14 protein-coding genes are annotated in these 14,160 nt (G+C 31.7%); 10 read left to right on the top strand and 4 right to left on the bottom strand.

The genetic code is table 11. From position 1 onward, the window contains the following. The coding region (locus ACHZDT_RS08085; protein WP_394774118.1) for a DUF2853 family protein at nt 1-174 on the bottom strand (174 nt) is incomplete at its 3' end. Nucleotides 175-266: 92 nt separating this feature from the next. Then, complete coding sequence (gene menD, locus ACHZDT_RS08080; RefSeq protein ID WP_394774117.1) at nt 267-1,928, bottom strand: 2-succinyl-5-enolpyruvyl-6-hydroxy-3-cyclohexene-1-carboxylic-acid synthase; 1,662 nt, start codon at nt 1,926-1,928, stop codon at nt 267-269. A gap of 178 nt (nt 1,929-2,106) precedes the next feature. Here menD and ACHZDT_RS08075 point away from each other — a divergent pair, with 178 nt between their 5' ends. Continuing rightward, the gene (locus ACHZDT_RS08075; RefSeq protein WP_394774116.1) at nt 2,107-3,288 is read left to right on the top strand and encodes a thioredoxin family protein; all 1,182 of its coding nucleotides are present in this window, start codon (nt 2,107-2,109) and stop codon (nt 3,286-3,288) included. A 38-nt stretch (nt 3,289-3,326) separates the two neighbouring features. Beyond that, complete coding sequence (locus tag ACHZDT_RS08070; RefSeq protein ID WP_394774115.1) at nt 3,327-3,824, top strand: GNAT family N-acetyltransferase; 498 nt, start codon at nt 3,327-3,329, stop codon at nt 3,822-3,824. Between the two features lie 590 nt (nt 3,825-4,414). On the opposite strand, the gene ACHZDT_RS08065 is transcribed toward ACHZDT_RS08070, so the two are convergent. Beyond that, a complete protein-coding gene (locus tag ACHZDT_RS08065; protein WP_394774114.1) occupies nt 4,415-5,002 on the bottom strand; it encodes a glutathione peroxidase in 588 nt (195 codons plus the stop codon). Between the two features lie 981 nt (nt 5,003-5,983). Here ACHZDT_RS08065 and ACHZDT_RS08060 point away from each other — a divergent pair. The 8 genes from ACHZDT_RS08060 to arsB all read left to right on the top strand — a co-directional run bounded on the left by ACHZDT_RS08060 (nt 5,984) and on the right by arsB (nt 11,385). Continuing rightward, entirely contained in the window at nt 5,984-6,514 is a 531-nt protein-coding gene (locus tag ACHZDT_RS08060; protein ID WP_394774113.1) for an RNA polymerase sigma factor, read from the top strand. Next, nucleotides 6,514-7,302: an anti-sigma factor domain-containing protein gene (locus ACHZDT_RS08055; protein ID WP_394774112.1), complete on the top strand. Its 789-nt coding sequence runs from the start codon at nt 6,514-6,516 to the stop codon at nt 7,300-7,302. The genes ACHZDT_RS08060 and ACHZDT_RS08055 overlap by 1 nt, the downstream gene beginning before the upstream one ends. A 107-nt stretch (nt 7,303-7,409) precedes the next feature. Next, nucleotides 7,410-7,787, top strand: coding sequence for a DoxX family protein (locus tag ACHZDT_RS08050; RefSeq protein WP_394774111.1), 378 nt, complete (start codon nt 7,410-7,412; stop codon nt 7,785-7,787). Between the two features lie 236 nt (nt 7,788-8,023). Next, nucleotides 8,024-8,752 (top strand): DUF3667 domain-containing protein, encoded by a 729-nt coding sequence (locus tag ACHZDT_RS08045; RefSeq protein ID WP_394774110.1) that lies wholly within the window; start codon nt 8,024-8,026, stop codon nt 8,750-8,752. A 101-nt stretch (nt 8,753-8,853) separates the two neighbouring features. Beyond that, entirely contained in the window at nt 8,854-9,186 is a 333-nt protein-coding gene (locus tag ACHZDT_RS08040; RefSeq protein ID WP_394774109.1) for an ArsR/SmtB family transcription factor, read from the top strand. An 18-nt stretch (nt 9,187-9,204) separates the two neighbouring features. Beyond that, nucleotides 9,205-9,678: a DUF6428 family protein gene (locus ACHZDT_RS08035; protein WP_394774108.1), complete on the top strand. Its 474-nt coding sequence runs from the start codon at nt 9,205-9,207 to the stop codon at nt 9,676-9,678. 17 nt (nt 9,679-9,695) lie between these two features. Then, the gene (locus tag ACHZDT_RS08030) at nt 9,696-10,325 is read left to right on the top strand and encodes a protein-tyrosine-phosphatase (protein WP_394774107.1); all 630 of its coding nucleotides are present in this window, start codon (nt 9,696-9,698) and stop codon (nt 10,323-10,325) included. A 1-nt stretch (nt 10,326) separates the two neighbouring features. Next, nucleotides 10,327-11,385 (top strand): ACR3 family arsenite efflux transporter, encoded by a 1,059-nt coding sequence (arsB, locus tag ACHZDT_RS08025; RefSeq protein ID WP_394774106.1) that lies wholly within the window; start codon nt 10,327-10,329, stop codon nt 11,383-11,385. A gap of 423 nt (nt 11,386-11,808) precedes the next feature. Here the strand turns inward: arsB and ccsA are convergent. Further along, nucleotides 11,809-14,160 (bottom strand): cytochrome c biogenesis protein CcsA (gene ccsA, locus ACHZDT_RS08020; RefSeq protein WP_394774105.1); only part of this gene is annotated, 2,352 nt, incomplete at its 5' end.

The following is a 14,160-nucleotide window of genomic DNA, read 5'->3' as shown; positions in this document are numbered from 1 at the left end:
AACTGTATCAATTTCTGAATGTTGAGTTGCTGCAACTGTTGATGCATCAGCATTATAAATACTTGGTCCGCAACCAATAGTTACTTTTGTAAGCAAATCCATATTTGGAGTTACTCCGCATTTTTCTTTTAAATCTCCAGCATACTTTTTAATTAATTCTTCTCTAGCGCTCATAATAAATTTTTAAATTAGACTACATTTTGAATAGTCAAATTTAAAGATATATCTTACATAAAATATTATTTTGTGTTAATTTATTTACAAAATTAAATTAGTTGTTTAAAGTAGTTTTTCAAAACCACATCATTCTCAAATGTTGGTGTAAAAACTTCTAATATCGCCGCAGCATTATCATCATTATAAAGTGACTTAATGTTTTTCTCTAACGATTCTACATCTTTTGCCGTGTAATAATTCATTTTATACATTTTGGCTAAATGCTCTGCCGTTAATTGGTGCGAAGTTTCAAAATAGGTATTAAACACAGGTTTTTCCTCGTGTCCGGGTAAAATTCTGAAGATTCCTCCTCCTCCATTATTAATTAAAATAATCTTAAAGTTTTTTGGAATATAAGAGTTCCATAATGCGTTACTGTCGTATAAAAAACCAATATCACCTGTAATAAAAACAGTTTTTTTTCCGCTTCCTACCGCAGCTCCAATCGCGGTTGATGTACTTCCGTCGATTCCGCTTGTTCCGCGATTACAAAATACTTCAATCGAAGGATCAAGATCAATTAATTGTGCGTATCGTATCGCAGAACTATTGCTTATTTGCAGTTGACTATCAATTGGCAAAGTTTCAATTACTTTTTCGAATACCTTAAAGTCCGAAAACGAGATTTTATCTAAATATTCCTGTCTTCTTATTTTCCTTAAATCGTAAATCGTATCGATTTTAGAAAAATAATCACTTTCTACATTTACTGATTGAGGCAATAATGCTTTGAAAAAATCATTTGGCGTCATCACAAAATGCTGAGTTAAAGCTCCAAATGTATCATAAGCGCGTAATGTATCAATATGCCAATGGTTTTTTGGTTTGTATTTTCGTAAAAAAGCCTTGATTCGTTTAGAAACAATCATTCCTCCAAAAGTGATCAGAATTTCTGGCTGAAAAGCGTTAAAATCTGTATCGTCAAAAGGCGTTATTAGCGTGTCAATACTATTAATAAAGCTTGGATGATGCAAATTTGAAGTTGTTTCTGTTAATACTACAATTGACGCATCATTAGCAAAATTATCTACGATTTCCTGATCGATTGAATTGGATTCGTTTACTCCAACAAGGATTAATTTACTTTTAGCCGAATTCCATATGGAAAGAACATCTTCTAAATTTTCAATAATTTTTGTTCCGATTATTTCTTCCGAATGTGTGATTTTTGATTGTACCGAAAGCGTATCAACTGTTTCATACAATGGTTCTTCGAATGGGGCGTTGATATGAACCGGTCCTTTTTGAATAATCGCAGTTTCAATAGCTTTATTAATTTTTAAATCATTTTCTACAGAAGCATCTTCGTTTAAATTGGCATTAAAAACGGAATGATTTTGAAAAACATTTTCCTGACGAATGGTTTGTCCGTCGCCAATATCAATTTTACTTTGCGGACGATCTGCTGAAATCACAATCAACGGAATCTGACTGTAAAATGCTTCGGCAACAGCTGGATAATAGTTTAATAATGCTGATCCTGAGGTACAAACAATCGCAGTTGGTGATTTGGTTTGTTGTGCAATTCCTAATGCAAAAAAGGCAGCACAGCGTTCATCTGCGATGCTGTAACATTTAAAATTAGGATTTTGTGCAAACCCAATTGTCAAAGGTGCGTTTCTTGATCCGGGAGAAATTATAATATTGGTGATTCCTTTTGCTAAACAAATTTCGATAATGCTTTGTGCAAGCGCTATTTTGGGGTAAATCATTATGATGGCGTATTACTTTTTTAAAGAAAATCTAAAAAGTACAAGATTTCTTTTTTTGATATCACAAAGTTACAAACTTCGCACTGGATTTAACTTATAAATAGGAAGATATTAAGGGTTGAATTTAGAAAAAGGGGATATATTTGTAAAACAGATTTTTTAATAAAATAAACTCTCCATGCGTTTCTTTACTATATTTTTCCTTTTCGTTTCATTCCAAATCTTACATTCTCAAAATCAGTTTGTTCCGGATGATGTTCCGTATAAAACGGGTTTAGAAAATGCAAAAACACAAGGGAAACCACTTTTTGTAATGCTTTACGCCGATTGGTGTCCGCATTGCAATCAAATGAAAAAGGAAGTTTTTAGTGATCCCGCAGTAATGGAATTTTTGAATAAAAACTATGTTTGCATCTGGAAAAATATCGAAAAAGAAGAAGGAATTGCAATTAAGAATAAATACAATACAAAATCACTGCCTGCTTTTTTATTTTTAGACCCAAATACGGAAACGCTTTTGTATGCTTTAAAAGGAGAATCAAAAAAAGCCGATTTTTTAAATGAAGCAAATTATGCGCTGAATCCGAAATTGCAATTGCCTTATTTAGAAAAGGAATTTCTGGCAGATCCCAGCAATTCAAATAAGTTTTTTAATTATTTGAATACTTTAAAAAAAGGAAAAGACAGAACCGATTTATCGATTCCAACACATATTTATCTTAATACACAATCTGATTCGCAATTAGTTAGCGAAACAAATTGGCGCATTATTGCAAATGGCGTAACCGATATTAAGTCAAGAGAATTTCAATATGTTTTAAATCATCAGAAAGATTTTGCGGCTGTGGCTTCTCAAAATCGGGTTGATCGAAAAGTTGAAAGTATTGTGACGGAATTACTCCGACCCGATGTCGATAATTTAGATACGATTAATTATTATAAACATAGGGAAATTGCGAAATCTATTAAATTGCAGAAAACAGATTCTCTTGTTTTTAAATTTGATTTAACTTTGGCAGAAAGAACTGAAAAATGGCAATATTATAAAAAAGTTACCCTTGAGGATACTCAGAAATTAGTTTGGAACGATGCCAGTTTTCTAAAAGATATCGGACAGACATATTTGAAACATATTACTGACGAAGAAAGCCTGAAAAAATCGATTTCATGGATAAAACATTCGCTGGAATTAAATGATTCTTATGATGGAAATCTTCTCTTGGCACGACTTTACAATAAAATAAAGGATAAAAAATCAGCCATAAAATATGCCAAAGATGCTAAGGTTATTTGTACCGAAATGACCTGGAGCACAAAAGATGTTGACGCCTTATTAGCCGAATTAGGCACTAAATATTAAATTCCAAAATTAAATTCCAAATTCCAATTATAACTATTATGAACCCAATACTTAGACCAGCTACAATAAACGATTTAGATAAAATTCTAGAAATTGTAAATCATTCTATTATACATACAACTGCTAATTATAATTATGACGTTCAGACTATTGAAGTGCAAACAAAATGGTTTGAAGATAAGCAAGCTAAAAATCTTCCTATTATTGTTGCTGAGTTGGATAATGAAGTTGTTGGTTTTGGGAGTTATGGACAATTCCGTGAGAAAATTGGTTATCAATATACGGTAGAACATTCGGTTTATGTAGTTGATAATGTGATAGGAAAAGGCATTGGTTCTAAACTATTGCTTGAACTTATTCGGTTAGCAAAAGGACAAGGTTTACATGTAATGATTGGCGCAATTGACGCTGATAATGCAGGAAGTATTGCATTTCACGAAAAATTTGGATTTGTTGCAACGGGAACAATTCGTGAAGTGGGTTACAAATTTGATCATTGGCTTGATTTGGTTTTCATGCAATTGATATTGAAATAATTAACTGAGCTAATTTACCGCAAAGTTCACGAAGGTTTACGCAAAGATCGCTACAAAAGGATTTTTTGAGATCATAAAGGTTTAGTTTTTATGTTATTTCACCCTTCGGTCGAAATAACATCCTAAATATTCGACAAAGATTCACAACTTTAGCAATCGAGTTCTAGTGTGATTTCTCCCTTCGGTCGAAATGACAAATATTGGGATTACTTTATGTTTTACAGGATTAAATCCGTTGAAACATGATAAATCATTTTTCGGAATTTCTTAAAAAGTTTCAGAGAAACGAAACATATTGTATAGATGGATTTTAATCCATCATACATAATCAAAATCGGCAAAGATTGACAACTTGTAACGGGTTTTTTGTGTGATTTCTCCATTCGGTCGAAATGATAAGATTATGGAATGGATAATTTGATTCCGTAAAATTATTATGAAACCTAAAGTCATAGCCCTGATGGAAGCTATATCCTTTTATTTTTTTCTTTAAAAAATAAAAGATAAAGCGGACAGCAGGAAATAGCTTCAAAAAAAATCCCCAAACTTGATATTCAAATTTGGGGATTTTTATTTTTTGAAAGTTTTTATTAACTTTTTATCCAGTTAACAACTTCAGGTTCTGTTACCAATGTTCTTGGTTTGATTACTTTTACTAATTCGCCTTTTTCGTCGATTAGGTATTTTTGAAAGTTCCATTCTACTTCAGAATCTTGTAAACCGTTTTTAGATTTTTGAGTCAGAAATTTGTACACATCGCACATATCATCCCCTTTTACAGAAACTTTGTCCATCATTGGGAAAGTTACACCGTAATTTAGTTGGCAAAACGTTTCGATTTCCTTGTTTGTTCCCGGTTCCTGAGATGCAAAATTATTCGCTGGGAAGCCTACAATTACAAAACCTTTGTCTTTATACTCTTTGTAAGTTGCTTCAAGATCTTTGTATTGAGGTGTTAGTCCGCATTTTGAAGCGGTGTTTACAATCATTACTTTTTTACCTTTTAAAGTGGCGAAGTCAAATGTATTTCCTGATAAATCCTGTACTTTAAATTGGTAAATGTTTTCTTTTGCCATGACTTTATCTGTTTTAGATAATTTATTTTTACTTGTTTGAGCCTCAGCTTGTGAACTTAATAATAAGACTACGCTGCAAGCTAAAAATACTATTTTTTTCATTGTTTAATTTTTTATAAAATTAGTTAAAATCTGTTTTCGTTAATTACTTTGTCTGCTTTATTTTTATTAAACATAAGTTAAATAAAAAAATGAAGCCTAACGTTAATCAGACGTTAGGCTTCCCCCCATACAAACAAATCAAACCATGAATTAATTGTTTCGTTTACTTTTTTATATTTTTTTAAATTATAGTTGATGCTCCGGTTATAGTGAAAATTATACTTTGAATTATAATACCTTTAATTTTATATATTGTTTACTGGCGTTTATAGTATAAAAATTTACTAATTCTTTATGTTTGAGATCAATCTGGTATTTTAAATCTTATTTAATTTTCGGTTGGAAGTCCGAAGACATCAACTAGTCAATAAATTTGAATCGAATTTTTGTGTTTTTAAATTTTATTTCAAAATGATAATGAACAGAATTACAAAAATTAATAAAACAAATATTCTCAGCTTCTTCATATTATATTCTCGTTTTTTCAATACTACTTTGTGACACTACATTATAACTGAATTACAATTTTGCAAAATGTGTTTGCGAAAATCACTTTCGGTAAAATTCACTAATGCCAAAATTGCGGTTAAGCCTATAATTAGTATTTTGAAATTATATACGTTATGCATGATGTTTTGGTTTTATTTATTGAGATTTACTTTACAGTATATTTTTATATAAATGTTAAAGTATCTTATTGTTCAATTTTTGTTGCTTAACTAAAATATCAGAATTTTCAATCGTTTCTAATTGTCCTGCTATTTTTCGGCATTATCGTTTGATGTTATAATAGCATTTACGTAATTGGATTGCTTTTGGTTTTAAAAAAACGAAAAAAAAGCAATATTTTTTCTTAATGCTTGATTTTACTAAGTTTTAGCCTGTTAAAAAATTTACGCTTTTCACAAAAAAATAAATTATCTTTATCTCTAAGTATAAAAAAGTATACTAAATTTTTGTTTAAGCTTAAAATCCAAATCTATGAGTCAAGATGAATTGTTAGTTTTAATTTACAAGAAAGACGAAAGAGCTTTTACCCATTTATATGATATGTACTCGAAAAGTTTATTTTCGGTTATCAACGTTCTTATAAAAAATCGCGAAGAAGCGGAAGATGTTTTGCAGGAAGTTTTTGTCAAAATCTGGAAAAATATCGATTCTTATAACGAAGGTAAAGGCAGATTTTATACGTGGATCCTTAATATTGCTAGGAACACGTCAATTGATAAGTTAAGATCTAAAAATTTTAATAACAGTCAAAAAAACCTTTCTTCAGATAATTTCGTAAATCTGTTAGACGACAGTAATAAACTCGTTAATAGAATTGATACTATTGGTATTCAGGAATTCGTCAAAAAACTGAAACCAAAATGTATTGAGATTATAGATTTATTATTTTTTAAAGGATATACCCAACAAGAAGCTTCAGAGGAATTGGCAATACCATTGGGAACTATCAAAACGCAAAACAGAAACTGTATTAACGATTTACGAAATTATCTAAAAGTATAATGGAAGCACAAGAATATATTGAATCAGGAATTCTGGAATTATACGTTTATGGTTTATTAACCGAAACTGAAAATCTGGAAATAGCCGAAATGGCGAAGAAGAATCCCGAAATGGATGAAGAAATTATTTCGATTGAAAGAGCTATTGTGGCTTTGTCATCCAGTTTTTCTCCTTTTCATTCGGTAGCCAATTTCGAGAAGATAAAAGCTCGTTTAGAACTTAAACACGGTAAAGTAGTCGAATTGAAACCAGCGTCAACCTGGTCTCAATATGTGGGCTGGGCCGCGGCGGTGTTATTGTTATTAGGTTTGGGTTATCAAACTTTAGAACTTACTAAAACAAAGGATGCGATTGCAACTGTTGGAACTGAAAAAAATAAAATTCAGAGAGACTTTGCTTATTTAGATTTGCAAAATAAACAGACTGAGAAAAACTTAACAATAGTCAGGGATATAAAAAATACTGGCGTAACGCTTGGCGGTCAGGCTGTTTCTCCTACTTCATTTGCAAAAGTGTATTGGAACAAGGAAACAAAAACAACTTATATTGATGCCGCCGGTTTACCAAAACCGCCTAAAGGAATGGTGTATCAGGTTTGGGCATTGAAATTAAGTCCGGTTCTTACACCAACCAGTATTGGTTTATTGAGCGATTTTGAAGGAAATAATCAAAAGATATTCGCCGTTAGTCAAACAGATTCAGCTGAAGCTTTTGGAATTACTTTAGAACCTGCCGGAGGAAGTTTAACGCCTACAATGGAACAATTATATACTTTAGGAAAAGTTTAAAAACAAAACTTAAGATAAAACTTAAAACGCATATTAATTTATTTTAATATGCGTTTTTTTATTATTTTTAATTCTGATAACTATCAAAACCAAAACCAATTTAAACCATGAACGGAACTTTACTTTTAAGACTTGCTGTTGCTTTTATTCTCCTCACTCATTCTGTTTTTGGAATGTTTGATAACGGGGTTAACGATTTTGGGAATTTATATTTGAATCAGATTGGTTTTGCTCCTTTTGGTGTTTTTATTGCGTGGTCAATTAAATTATCTCATGTTGTTGCTGCCGTACTTTTAATTTTAAATAAATATATTAAACTGGCAGGATTCGTAACCATTTTTGTATTGATTATGGGGATTATATTAGTTCATTTTCAGGAAGGCTGGTTTGTTGTTGGCGGTGGCAGAAACGGTATGGAATATAATTTTTTACTCATCATAGTGTTGTTGGCCGTTATGTACCCTGATGGATTTAAAAAAGAATAATTAACAAACCCGTTGGGTGTAATTAAAAAAACATATATTTCGACGCGGATTTGACGGATTCGTTATCACGAAGACACGGATTTACACGGATCTTTTTTTAAATTCTATATAAAAATCTGCGGAAATCTGCGTTTTTGCAAAGCAAATCTGTTTTATCCGCGTTCTAATTTATACAGTTTGTATTTTTAACATAATTGTACCCAACGGGTTAATTAACAATTGAATAAACACCACAAATGGAAATAACGTGTAAAAATTGTCATCAAATTTACAAAGGGCATTATTGTAATAATTGTGGTCAGCCTGCGGAAACACATAAAATAAATGGGCATTTTTTGTGGCACGATATCCAACACGGATTATTTCATTTTGATCAGGGCGTTTTGTATTCCTTTAAACAATTATTTACAAGACCGGGACATTCTGTTAGGGAATTTATTGAAGGAAAACGTGTAAAACATTTTAAGCCACTTTCCTTAGTTGTACTTCTGGCAACTTTGTATGGTGTTTTGTACCATTATTTTAATATTGATTTGTTTCCGGAAAATGTTAGTTCAGATATGGATTATCATAAATTCAATGAATGGATCGCAACTCATTTTTCATGGATTACTATTGCGACGATTCCTATATATACTGTTGGAACTTTTATTTGTTTTAGAAAACAAGGCTATAACTTTGTTGAATTTTTTGTTCTGAATACTTTTAAGGCTTCACAGAGACTTTTTGCGCATCTATTGACCTTTCCGCTAATGATTTACTTTAACGGAACACCTCAAATAAGGACATTTATGAACGTGCTTTATATGCTGGATATTATTTTAATTTATTGGACAAATCTTCAGTTCTTTAATAAGCTTTCTAAAACAAAAACTTTCTTTTTGTCTATCCTAAGCCACATTATATTTTTGATCTTTTTAATGACTTTACTGTTTATTATATATATGTTGAAGGAAAAATTTTAATCTTATAATTTTATTACGAAAACCTAAAAAAAGAAAATATTGAGTTGTTTTCTTTTTTTATAAATAATTATATCGTAATATTGCAATATAAAAATATAACGATGGGCGCTACAAAATCAGATCACTTTACTGACAAACAAAACGAGATGGCAATTTTGACCAAAGCTTTAGGTCATCCGGCACGAATTGCAATTATTGAATACTTAATTAAAGTAAATACTTGTATTTGTGGCGATATAGTCAATGAATTGCCACTTTCGCAACCAACGGTTTCTCAACACTTAAAAGAACTTAAAAATGCTGGCTTGATAAAAGGAAACATTGAAGGAAATGCAATTTGCTATTGTATAAACGAAACCGGTTTTGAAAAAATAAAAGTTTTTTTCAACGGAATTGACCTTCATTTAGAAAAAAGAAAAAACGAATGTTGTTAATTATTAAATCAAATTATTATGAAACTATCAGAAATTAAAAAAATACTTGCTACTGTTGAATCAGTAAATTTTCAACTACCGGATGGAAAATTTGTTCCGGAATATTTTCATGTTACCGAAGTTGGTTTGATTACTAAAAACTTTATAGACTGTGGCGGAGTTGTTCGAAAAGAAACTGTTGTGAATTTTCAGCTTTGGGATGCAAACGATTATGAACATCGATTAAAACCTCAAAAACTGGTTAATATAATTGAACTTTCAGAAAAAGTTTTGGGAATAGAAGATTTAGAAATCGAAGTTGAATATCAAAATACTACAATTGGTAAATATGATTTAGATTTTAACGGTAAAGATTTTCTATTATTAAATAAAACTACTGCTTGTCTGGCGATGGATCAATGCGGAATTCCGTCTGAAAAAACAAAGCTTAAATTGACGCAACTGAATGTGAATGAAGCAAATTCTTGCACTCCAGGCGGAAGTTGCTGTTAAACTTTAAAACTTATAATATGCTGAATCAAAATGTTTTATTGCCAAAAATTCAATCTTTAGTCCAGTCTTTTGATTTTACAGGGATTTCTAAAGAACGTAAAAATACACTACAGTCTCTTATTGATTTTATTCAGTTAAAATTTGATAATCAGAAAGAGATCAGATTGAACTTAATTTGCACACATAATTCCAGAAGAAGCCATTTCTCACAAGTTTGGGCGCAAACTGCGGCACACTATTACGGAATAAAAAATGTGTTTTGTTATTCCGGAGGAACAGAAGCTACAGCATTATTTTTTAAAGTTATTGAAACATTAGAAAAATCCGGATTCAAAATAAAGAAATTATCAGAAGGAAATAATCCTGTTTACACGATAAAATTTTCTAAAAATAAAGCTCCTGTAATTGGTTTTTCTAAAACTTATGATGATGATTTTAATCCGGTAAATGGTTTCGCAGCAATTATGACGTGTTCTCAAGCTGATGGCGATTGTCCTTTTATTGCCGGAGCTGAAAAACGTATTCCTGTAAACTTTGATGATCCAAAAATTTTTGATAATACTCCACTACAAACTGAAAAATATCAGGAACGAAATCTTCAAATTGCAATTGAAATGTTTTACGTATTCTCACAAATAAAAAAATAATATGGTTTTAAATCATTGTCATCCTGCTGCAGGAAGAAAAAAATTAGGCTTTCTGGATCGTTTTCTAACGCTCTGGATTTTTATAGCGATGATTATTGGCGTCTCTTTAGGATATTTTTTACCGTCAAGCGGAAATTTTATCAATTCATTTTCAAACGGAACAACAAATATTCCGTTGGCTATTGGCTTAATTTTAATGATGTATCCTCCGCTCGCGAAAGTGAATTATGAAAAAATGGGCGAAGTTTTTAAAAATACGAAAGTATTAGGTGCCTCATTATTTTTAAACTGGATTGTTGGACCTTTTTTGATGTTTGCTTTGGCACTATTATTCCTAAAAGATTATCCTGAATATATGATTGGATTAATCTTAATTGGATTAGCGCGTTGCATTGCTATGGTTGTTGTCTGGAATGATTTAGCAGATGGAAATCGTGAATATGCCGCCGGATTAATTGCCTTAAACAGCATTTTTCAGGTGTTACTTTATAGTGTTTACGCTTATATTTTCATAACTGTTTTACCTCCTTATTTTGGATATAAAGGTTTTAATGTCAATATCAGCATAATTCAGATTGCAAAAAGTGTTGGTATTTATTTGGGAATTCCGTTTGCACTTGGAATCATAAGTAGGTATGGGTTAATAAAACTCAAAGGAAAAGAATGGTTTCAAACTAAATATATTCCATTTATATCACCTGTTACTTTAATTGCTTTACTTTTTACTATTGTCATCATGTTTAGTTTAAAAGGTAAATTGATTGTTCAAATTCCTTTGGACGTTATTAGAATTGCTATTCCTTTAGTGCTCTATTTTACGGCTATGTTTATTATTAGTTTTTTTACAGGAAAGTATTTTGGTGCAGATTATTCTAAAAGTACTGCCATTGCTTTTACAGCGACGGGAAATAATTTTGAATTGGCAATTGCTGTTGCAATCGGTGTTTTTGGAATCAATAGTGGTCAGGCTTTTACTGGAGTAATTGGTCCATTGGTCGAAGTTCCGGCTTTGATTGCTTTAGTTAATGTTGCTTTTTGGTTTAGAAAGAAGTTTTTTTAATTGAGTTGCTAAGTTTCTAAGTAACTAAGATTCTAAGTTTTTTCATAATTATTGTTTTTTGTTTTTCTTTAAAAATAAAATCTCTTCTGAAAACGAATTTCATAGCCCTGATAGCCCCGAAGTTTCTGGAGAAAATCCTTTTGCTTTTTTCTTTAAAAAGCAAAAGATTGAAACGTCCCGAGACTTCGGGAGCAGGAAATAGCTCCCTCCGACTCTTCGACTTCGGTCTAAGTGACAATAATTCGCATTTTATGTCATTTCGACGAAGGAAAAATTACACGCGTAACACGACAAAGATTGACGAAATTCTGTACGGAATTTCTAGTGTGATTTCTCCTTCGTCGAAATGACAAAACAGTACAAAAAAGGTCCAACCGTAAAGTTGAACCTTTTTTTATGAATTAATAAAAACTATTTGTCGTATTATTTTTTCTTGCTTTTGTAATGTTTACGGTATTTAGGATATGTTATGGCTCCAATTAGTGAAATTGTTCCTAATGAATACCAGATCCAGCTTAATGAATGTGCCTCACCGCTTGCGTATGAATGCAGACCAACTAAGTGGAAGTTTACTCCGTAATAGGTGAATAAAATAGATACAAAGGCGTACATACTCATTAAATTAAAGAACCATTTTCCCCTTAATGATGGTACAAAACGTGCGTGAATTACAAATGCATAAACCATAATAGAGATTAAAGCCCAGGTTTCTTTTGGATCCCATCCCCAGTAACGTCCCCAGCTTTCGTTTGCCCATTGTCCGCCTAAAAAGTTACCTATTGTTAACATAATCAAACCAATAGTCAATGACATTTCGTTGATATACGTGATTTCTTTTATGTTTAAATCCATTTTGGCTTTGTTCTTTTCGTTGGTGAAAAAGATCAATATCAACGCTACAAAACCTAAGATCATTCCCAATGCAAATGGTCCGTAACTTGCTACAATTACTGCCACGTGAATCATTAACCAATATGAGTTAAGAACCGGCTGTAAGTTTGCAATTTCTGGATCAATCCAGTTGGCGTTTGCTGCCATGAAAATCATTGCCGTTACAAATGCTGCTGATGCTACAGTAAGTTTTGATTTGCGATCAAATGCCAATCCAAAGAACATTGTTGCCCATGCCACATATACAATCGCTTCATAAGCGTTACTCCAAGGTGCGTGACCTGAAATGTACCAACGTGCAATTAAAGCTACAGTATGAAATGCAAATATGGTTCCTATTAGAATATGAAAACCATTTACTGTGATTCGCAACCATTTTTTATCAAAAAAGATACTAAAAAGTGTAAAAATCAGCATGAAGATTCCGGCAAGCGAATACCAATAGAACATTTTAGGTAAAATATTGTATGTATTATACGCTATTTCAAGATCGATTTTTTTGTCGCTTGGACGAACTGCACTTCCAAATTTCTTTTGAAAACCATTGATGCTTTCTACCAAATGATCTGCGTTTGTAAAATCTTTTGAAATTGCTCCGTTGTTTAAAGCACTAAAATACATTGGTAGAATTTGCTTTACATACGTAGAATCCATTCCTTTTAATCCTGCGTTTTGAATTTCTAAATAAGAAATCCACTTGTTATTGGGATCGTTTGGAATAGGAAAAATTTTCAGGATACTTCCGCTTAAAGCAGATTCCATTAAGTTTACTTTTTTATCTGTTTCGATGAAACCTTTCTCAAAATTATTTGGATTTGCTGCTTTATATGCTGCATCTAAATAAGGAGAAAGTTTATAGTTTCCGTTTTCATCAAAGAATTTTACAAAAGGAGCATATTTAGCTTCTTTTTCAATTCCGATAATTCTACGAATACTATCGTTTTCCGGTTTGATATAGATAAGCGGAATCTGGATCCAAACCTGAGCATATTGTGTCATTGACAAAAATACCTGATCAGAATTCATTCCGTTATACGTATCATCGTGGCTTACTTTTCGCAATAATTCAGAAGAGAAAGTATTAATTGGTTTCATTCTACCGCCGGCATCCTGAATAATCAAACGTCCGAATTTTGCTGCGTGCGCTTCCGGTGCTTTATAGATCGTCAATAAGGAATCTAATTGCTTTTGGCTTGGCGGAGCTGTTACGTGATTTGCATGATCATTAGGATCTGTTGTATGATTGTGCTCTTGTCCTGGTGTGTGAACATGCGGCGCTTGTGCAAAACCACTTAAACTGATCATTAATACCAAAATGGTAATTAATTTTTCTTTCTTCTTTTTCACGTCTTCTAATTTGCGTTTTAAATCTGCAAAACGAGAATGTTTTGTAAACATGATCGCCATTAAACCAAAAAACAACATAAAATATCCTAAATAAGTTATTGATGTTCCCCAGAAATCGTGGTTTACAGACAATACTGTACCTTTTTCGTCCGGATCAAATGATGATTGAAAAAATCTGTACCCTTTATAATCTAATACATTATTCATAAAAATTCTTGCATCAAAAGTTTCGGATGAATCCTGAACGGTTACTTTACTTTCAAAAGCCGAATAACTTTTCTCAGTTCCAGGATATTTTGTAGCAATAAAGTCGTTTAGTCTAATTTTAAAAGGCAAGATATACGCTTTACTTCCGTAGAATAAACTGTATTCGACTTTACCAATTTTTACGGTTTGAGGTTCTCCTACACTTCCTTTAGAACCTAAAAGTCGTACTTCTTTTTCCTGACCATCAGCTTTAATTTTTACAATCAAAGCGTCGCTATGAGATTTAGCTTTAAAATCCTTATTTGATTCATAATCAACAATTCCTTTTAC

The sequence above is a fragment of the Flavobacterium sp. genome, assembly GCF_043722275.1.
In the GTDB taxonomy this organism is placed as follows: Bacteria; Bacteroidota; Bacteroidia; order Flavobacteriales; family Flavobacteriaceae; genus Flavobacterium.
Note: the sequence above shows the minus strand (reverse complement) of the source record. Positions and strands in the feature narration are given on the sequence as shown.

Bases quoted from the DNA above. Each gene is read 5' to 3' on its own strand.
- ACHZDT_RS08055 (WP_394774112.1), top strand. From the start codon at position 6,514: ATGGAAGCACAAGAATATATTGAATCAGGAATTCTGGAATTATACGTT.
- ACHZDT_RS08075 (WP_394774116.1), top strand. From the start codon at position 2,107: ATGCGTTTCTTTACTATATTTTTCCTTTTCGTTTCATTCCAAATCTTA.
- menD (WP_394774117.1), bottom strand. From the start codon at position 1,928: ATGATTTACCCCAAAATAGCGCTTGCACAAAGCATTATCGAAATTTGT.
- ACHZDT_RS08050 (WP_394774111.1), top strand. From the start codon at position 7,410: ATGAACGGAACTTTACTTTTAAGACTTGCTGTTGCTTTTATTCTCCTC.
- ACHZDT_RS08030 (WP_394774107.1), top strand. From the start codon at position 9,696: ATGCTGAATCAAAATGTTTTATTGCCAAAAATTCAATCTTTAGTCCAG.
- ACHZDT_RS08035 (WP_394774108.1), top strand. From the start codon at position 9,205: ATGAAACTATCAGAAATTAAAAAAATACTTGCTACTGTTGAATCAGTA.
- ACHZDT_RS08040 (WP_394774109.1), top strand. From the start codon at position 8,854: ATGGGCGCTACAAAATCAGATCACTTTACTGACAAACAAAACGAGATG.
- ACHZDT_RS08060 (WP_394774113.1), top strand. From the start codon at position 5,984: ATGAGTCAAGATGAATTGTTAGTTTTAATTTACAAGAAAGACGAAAGA.
- arsB (WP_394774106.1), top strand. From the start codon at position 10,327: ATGGTTTTAAATCATTGTCATCCTGCTGCAGGAAGAAAAAAATTAGGC.
- ACHZDT_RS08065 (WP_394774114.1), bottom strand. From the start codon at position 5,002: ATGAAAAAAATAGTATTTTTAGCTTGCAGCGTAGTCTTATTATTAAGT.
- ACHZDT_RS08070 (WP_394774115.1), top strand. From the start codon at position 3,327: ATGAACCCAATACTTAGACCAGCTACAATAAACGATTTAGATAAAATT.
- ACHZDT_RS08045 (WP_394774110.1), top strand. From the start codon at position 8,024: ATGGAAATAACGTGTAAAAATTGTCATCAAATTTACAAAGGGCATTAT.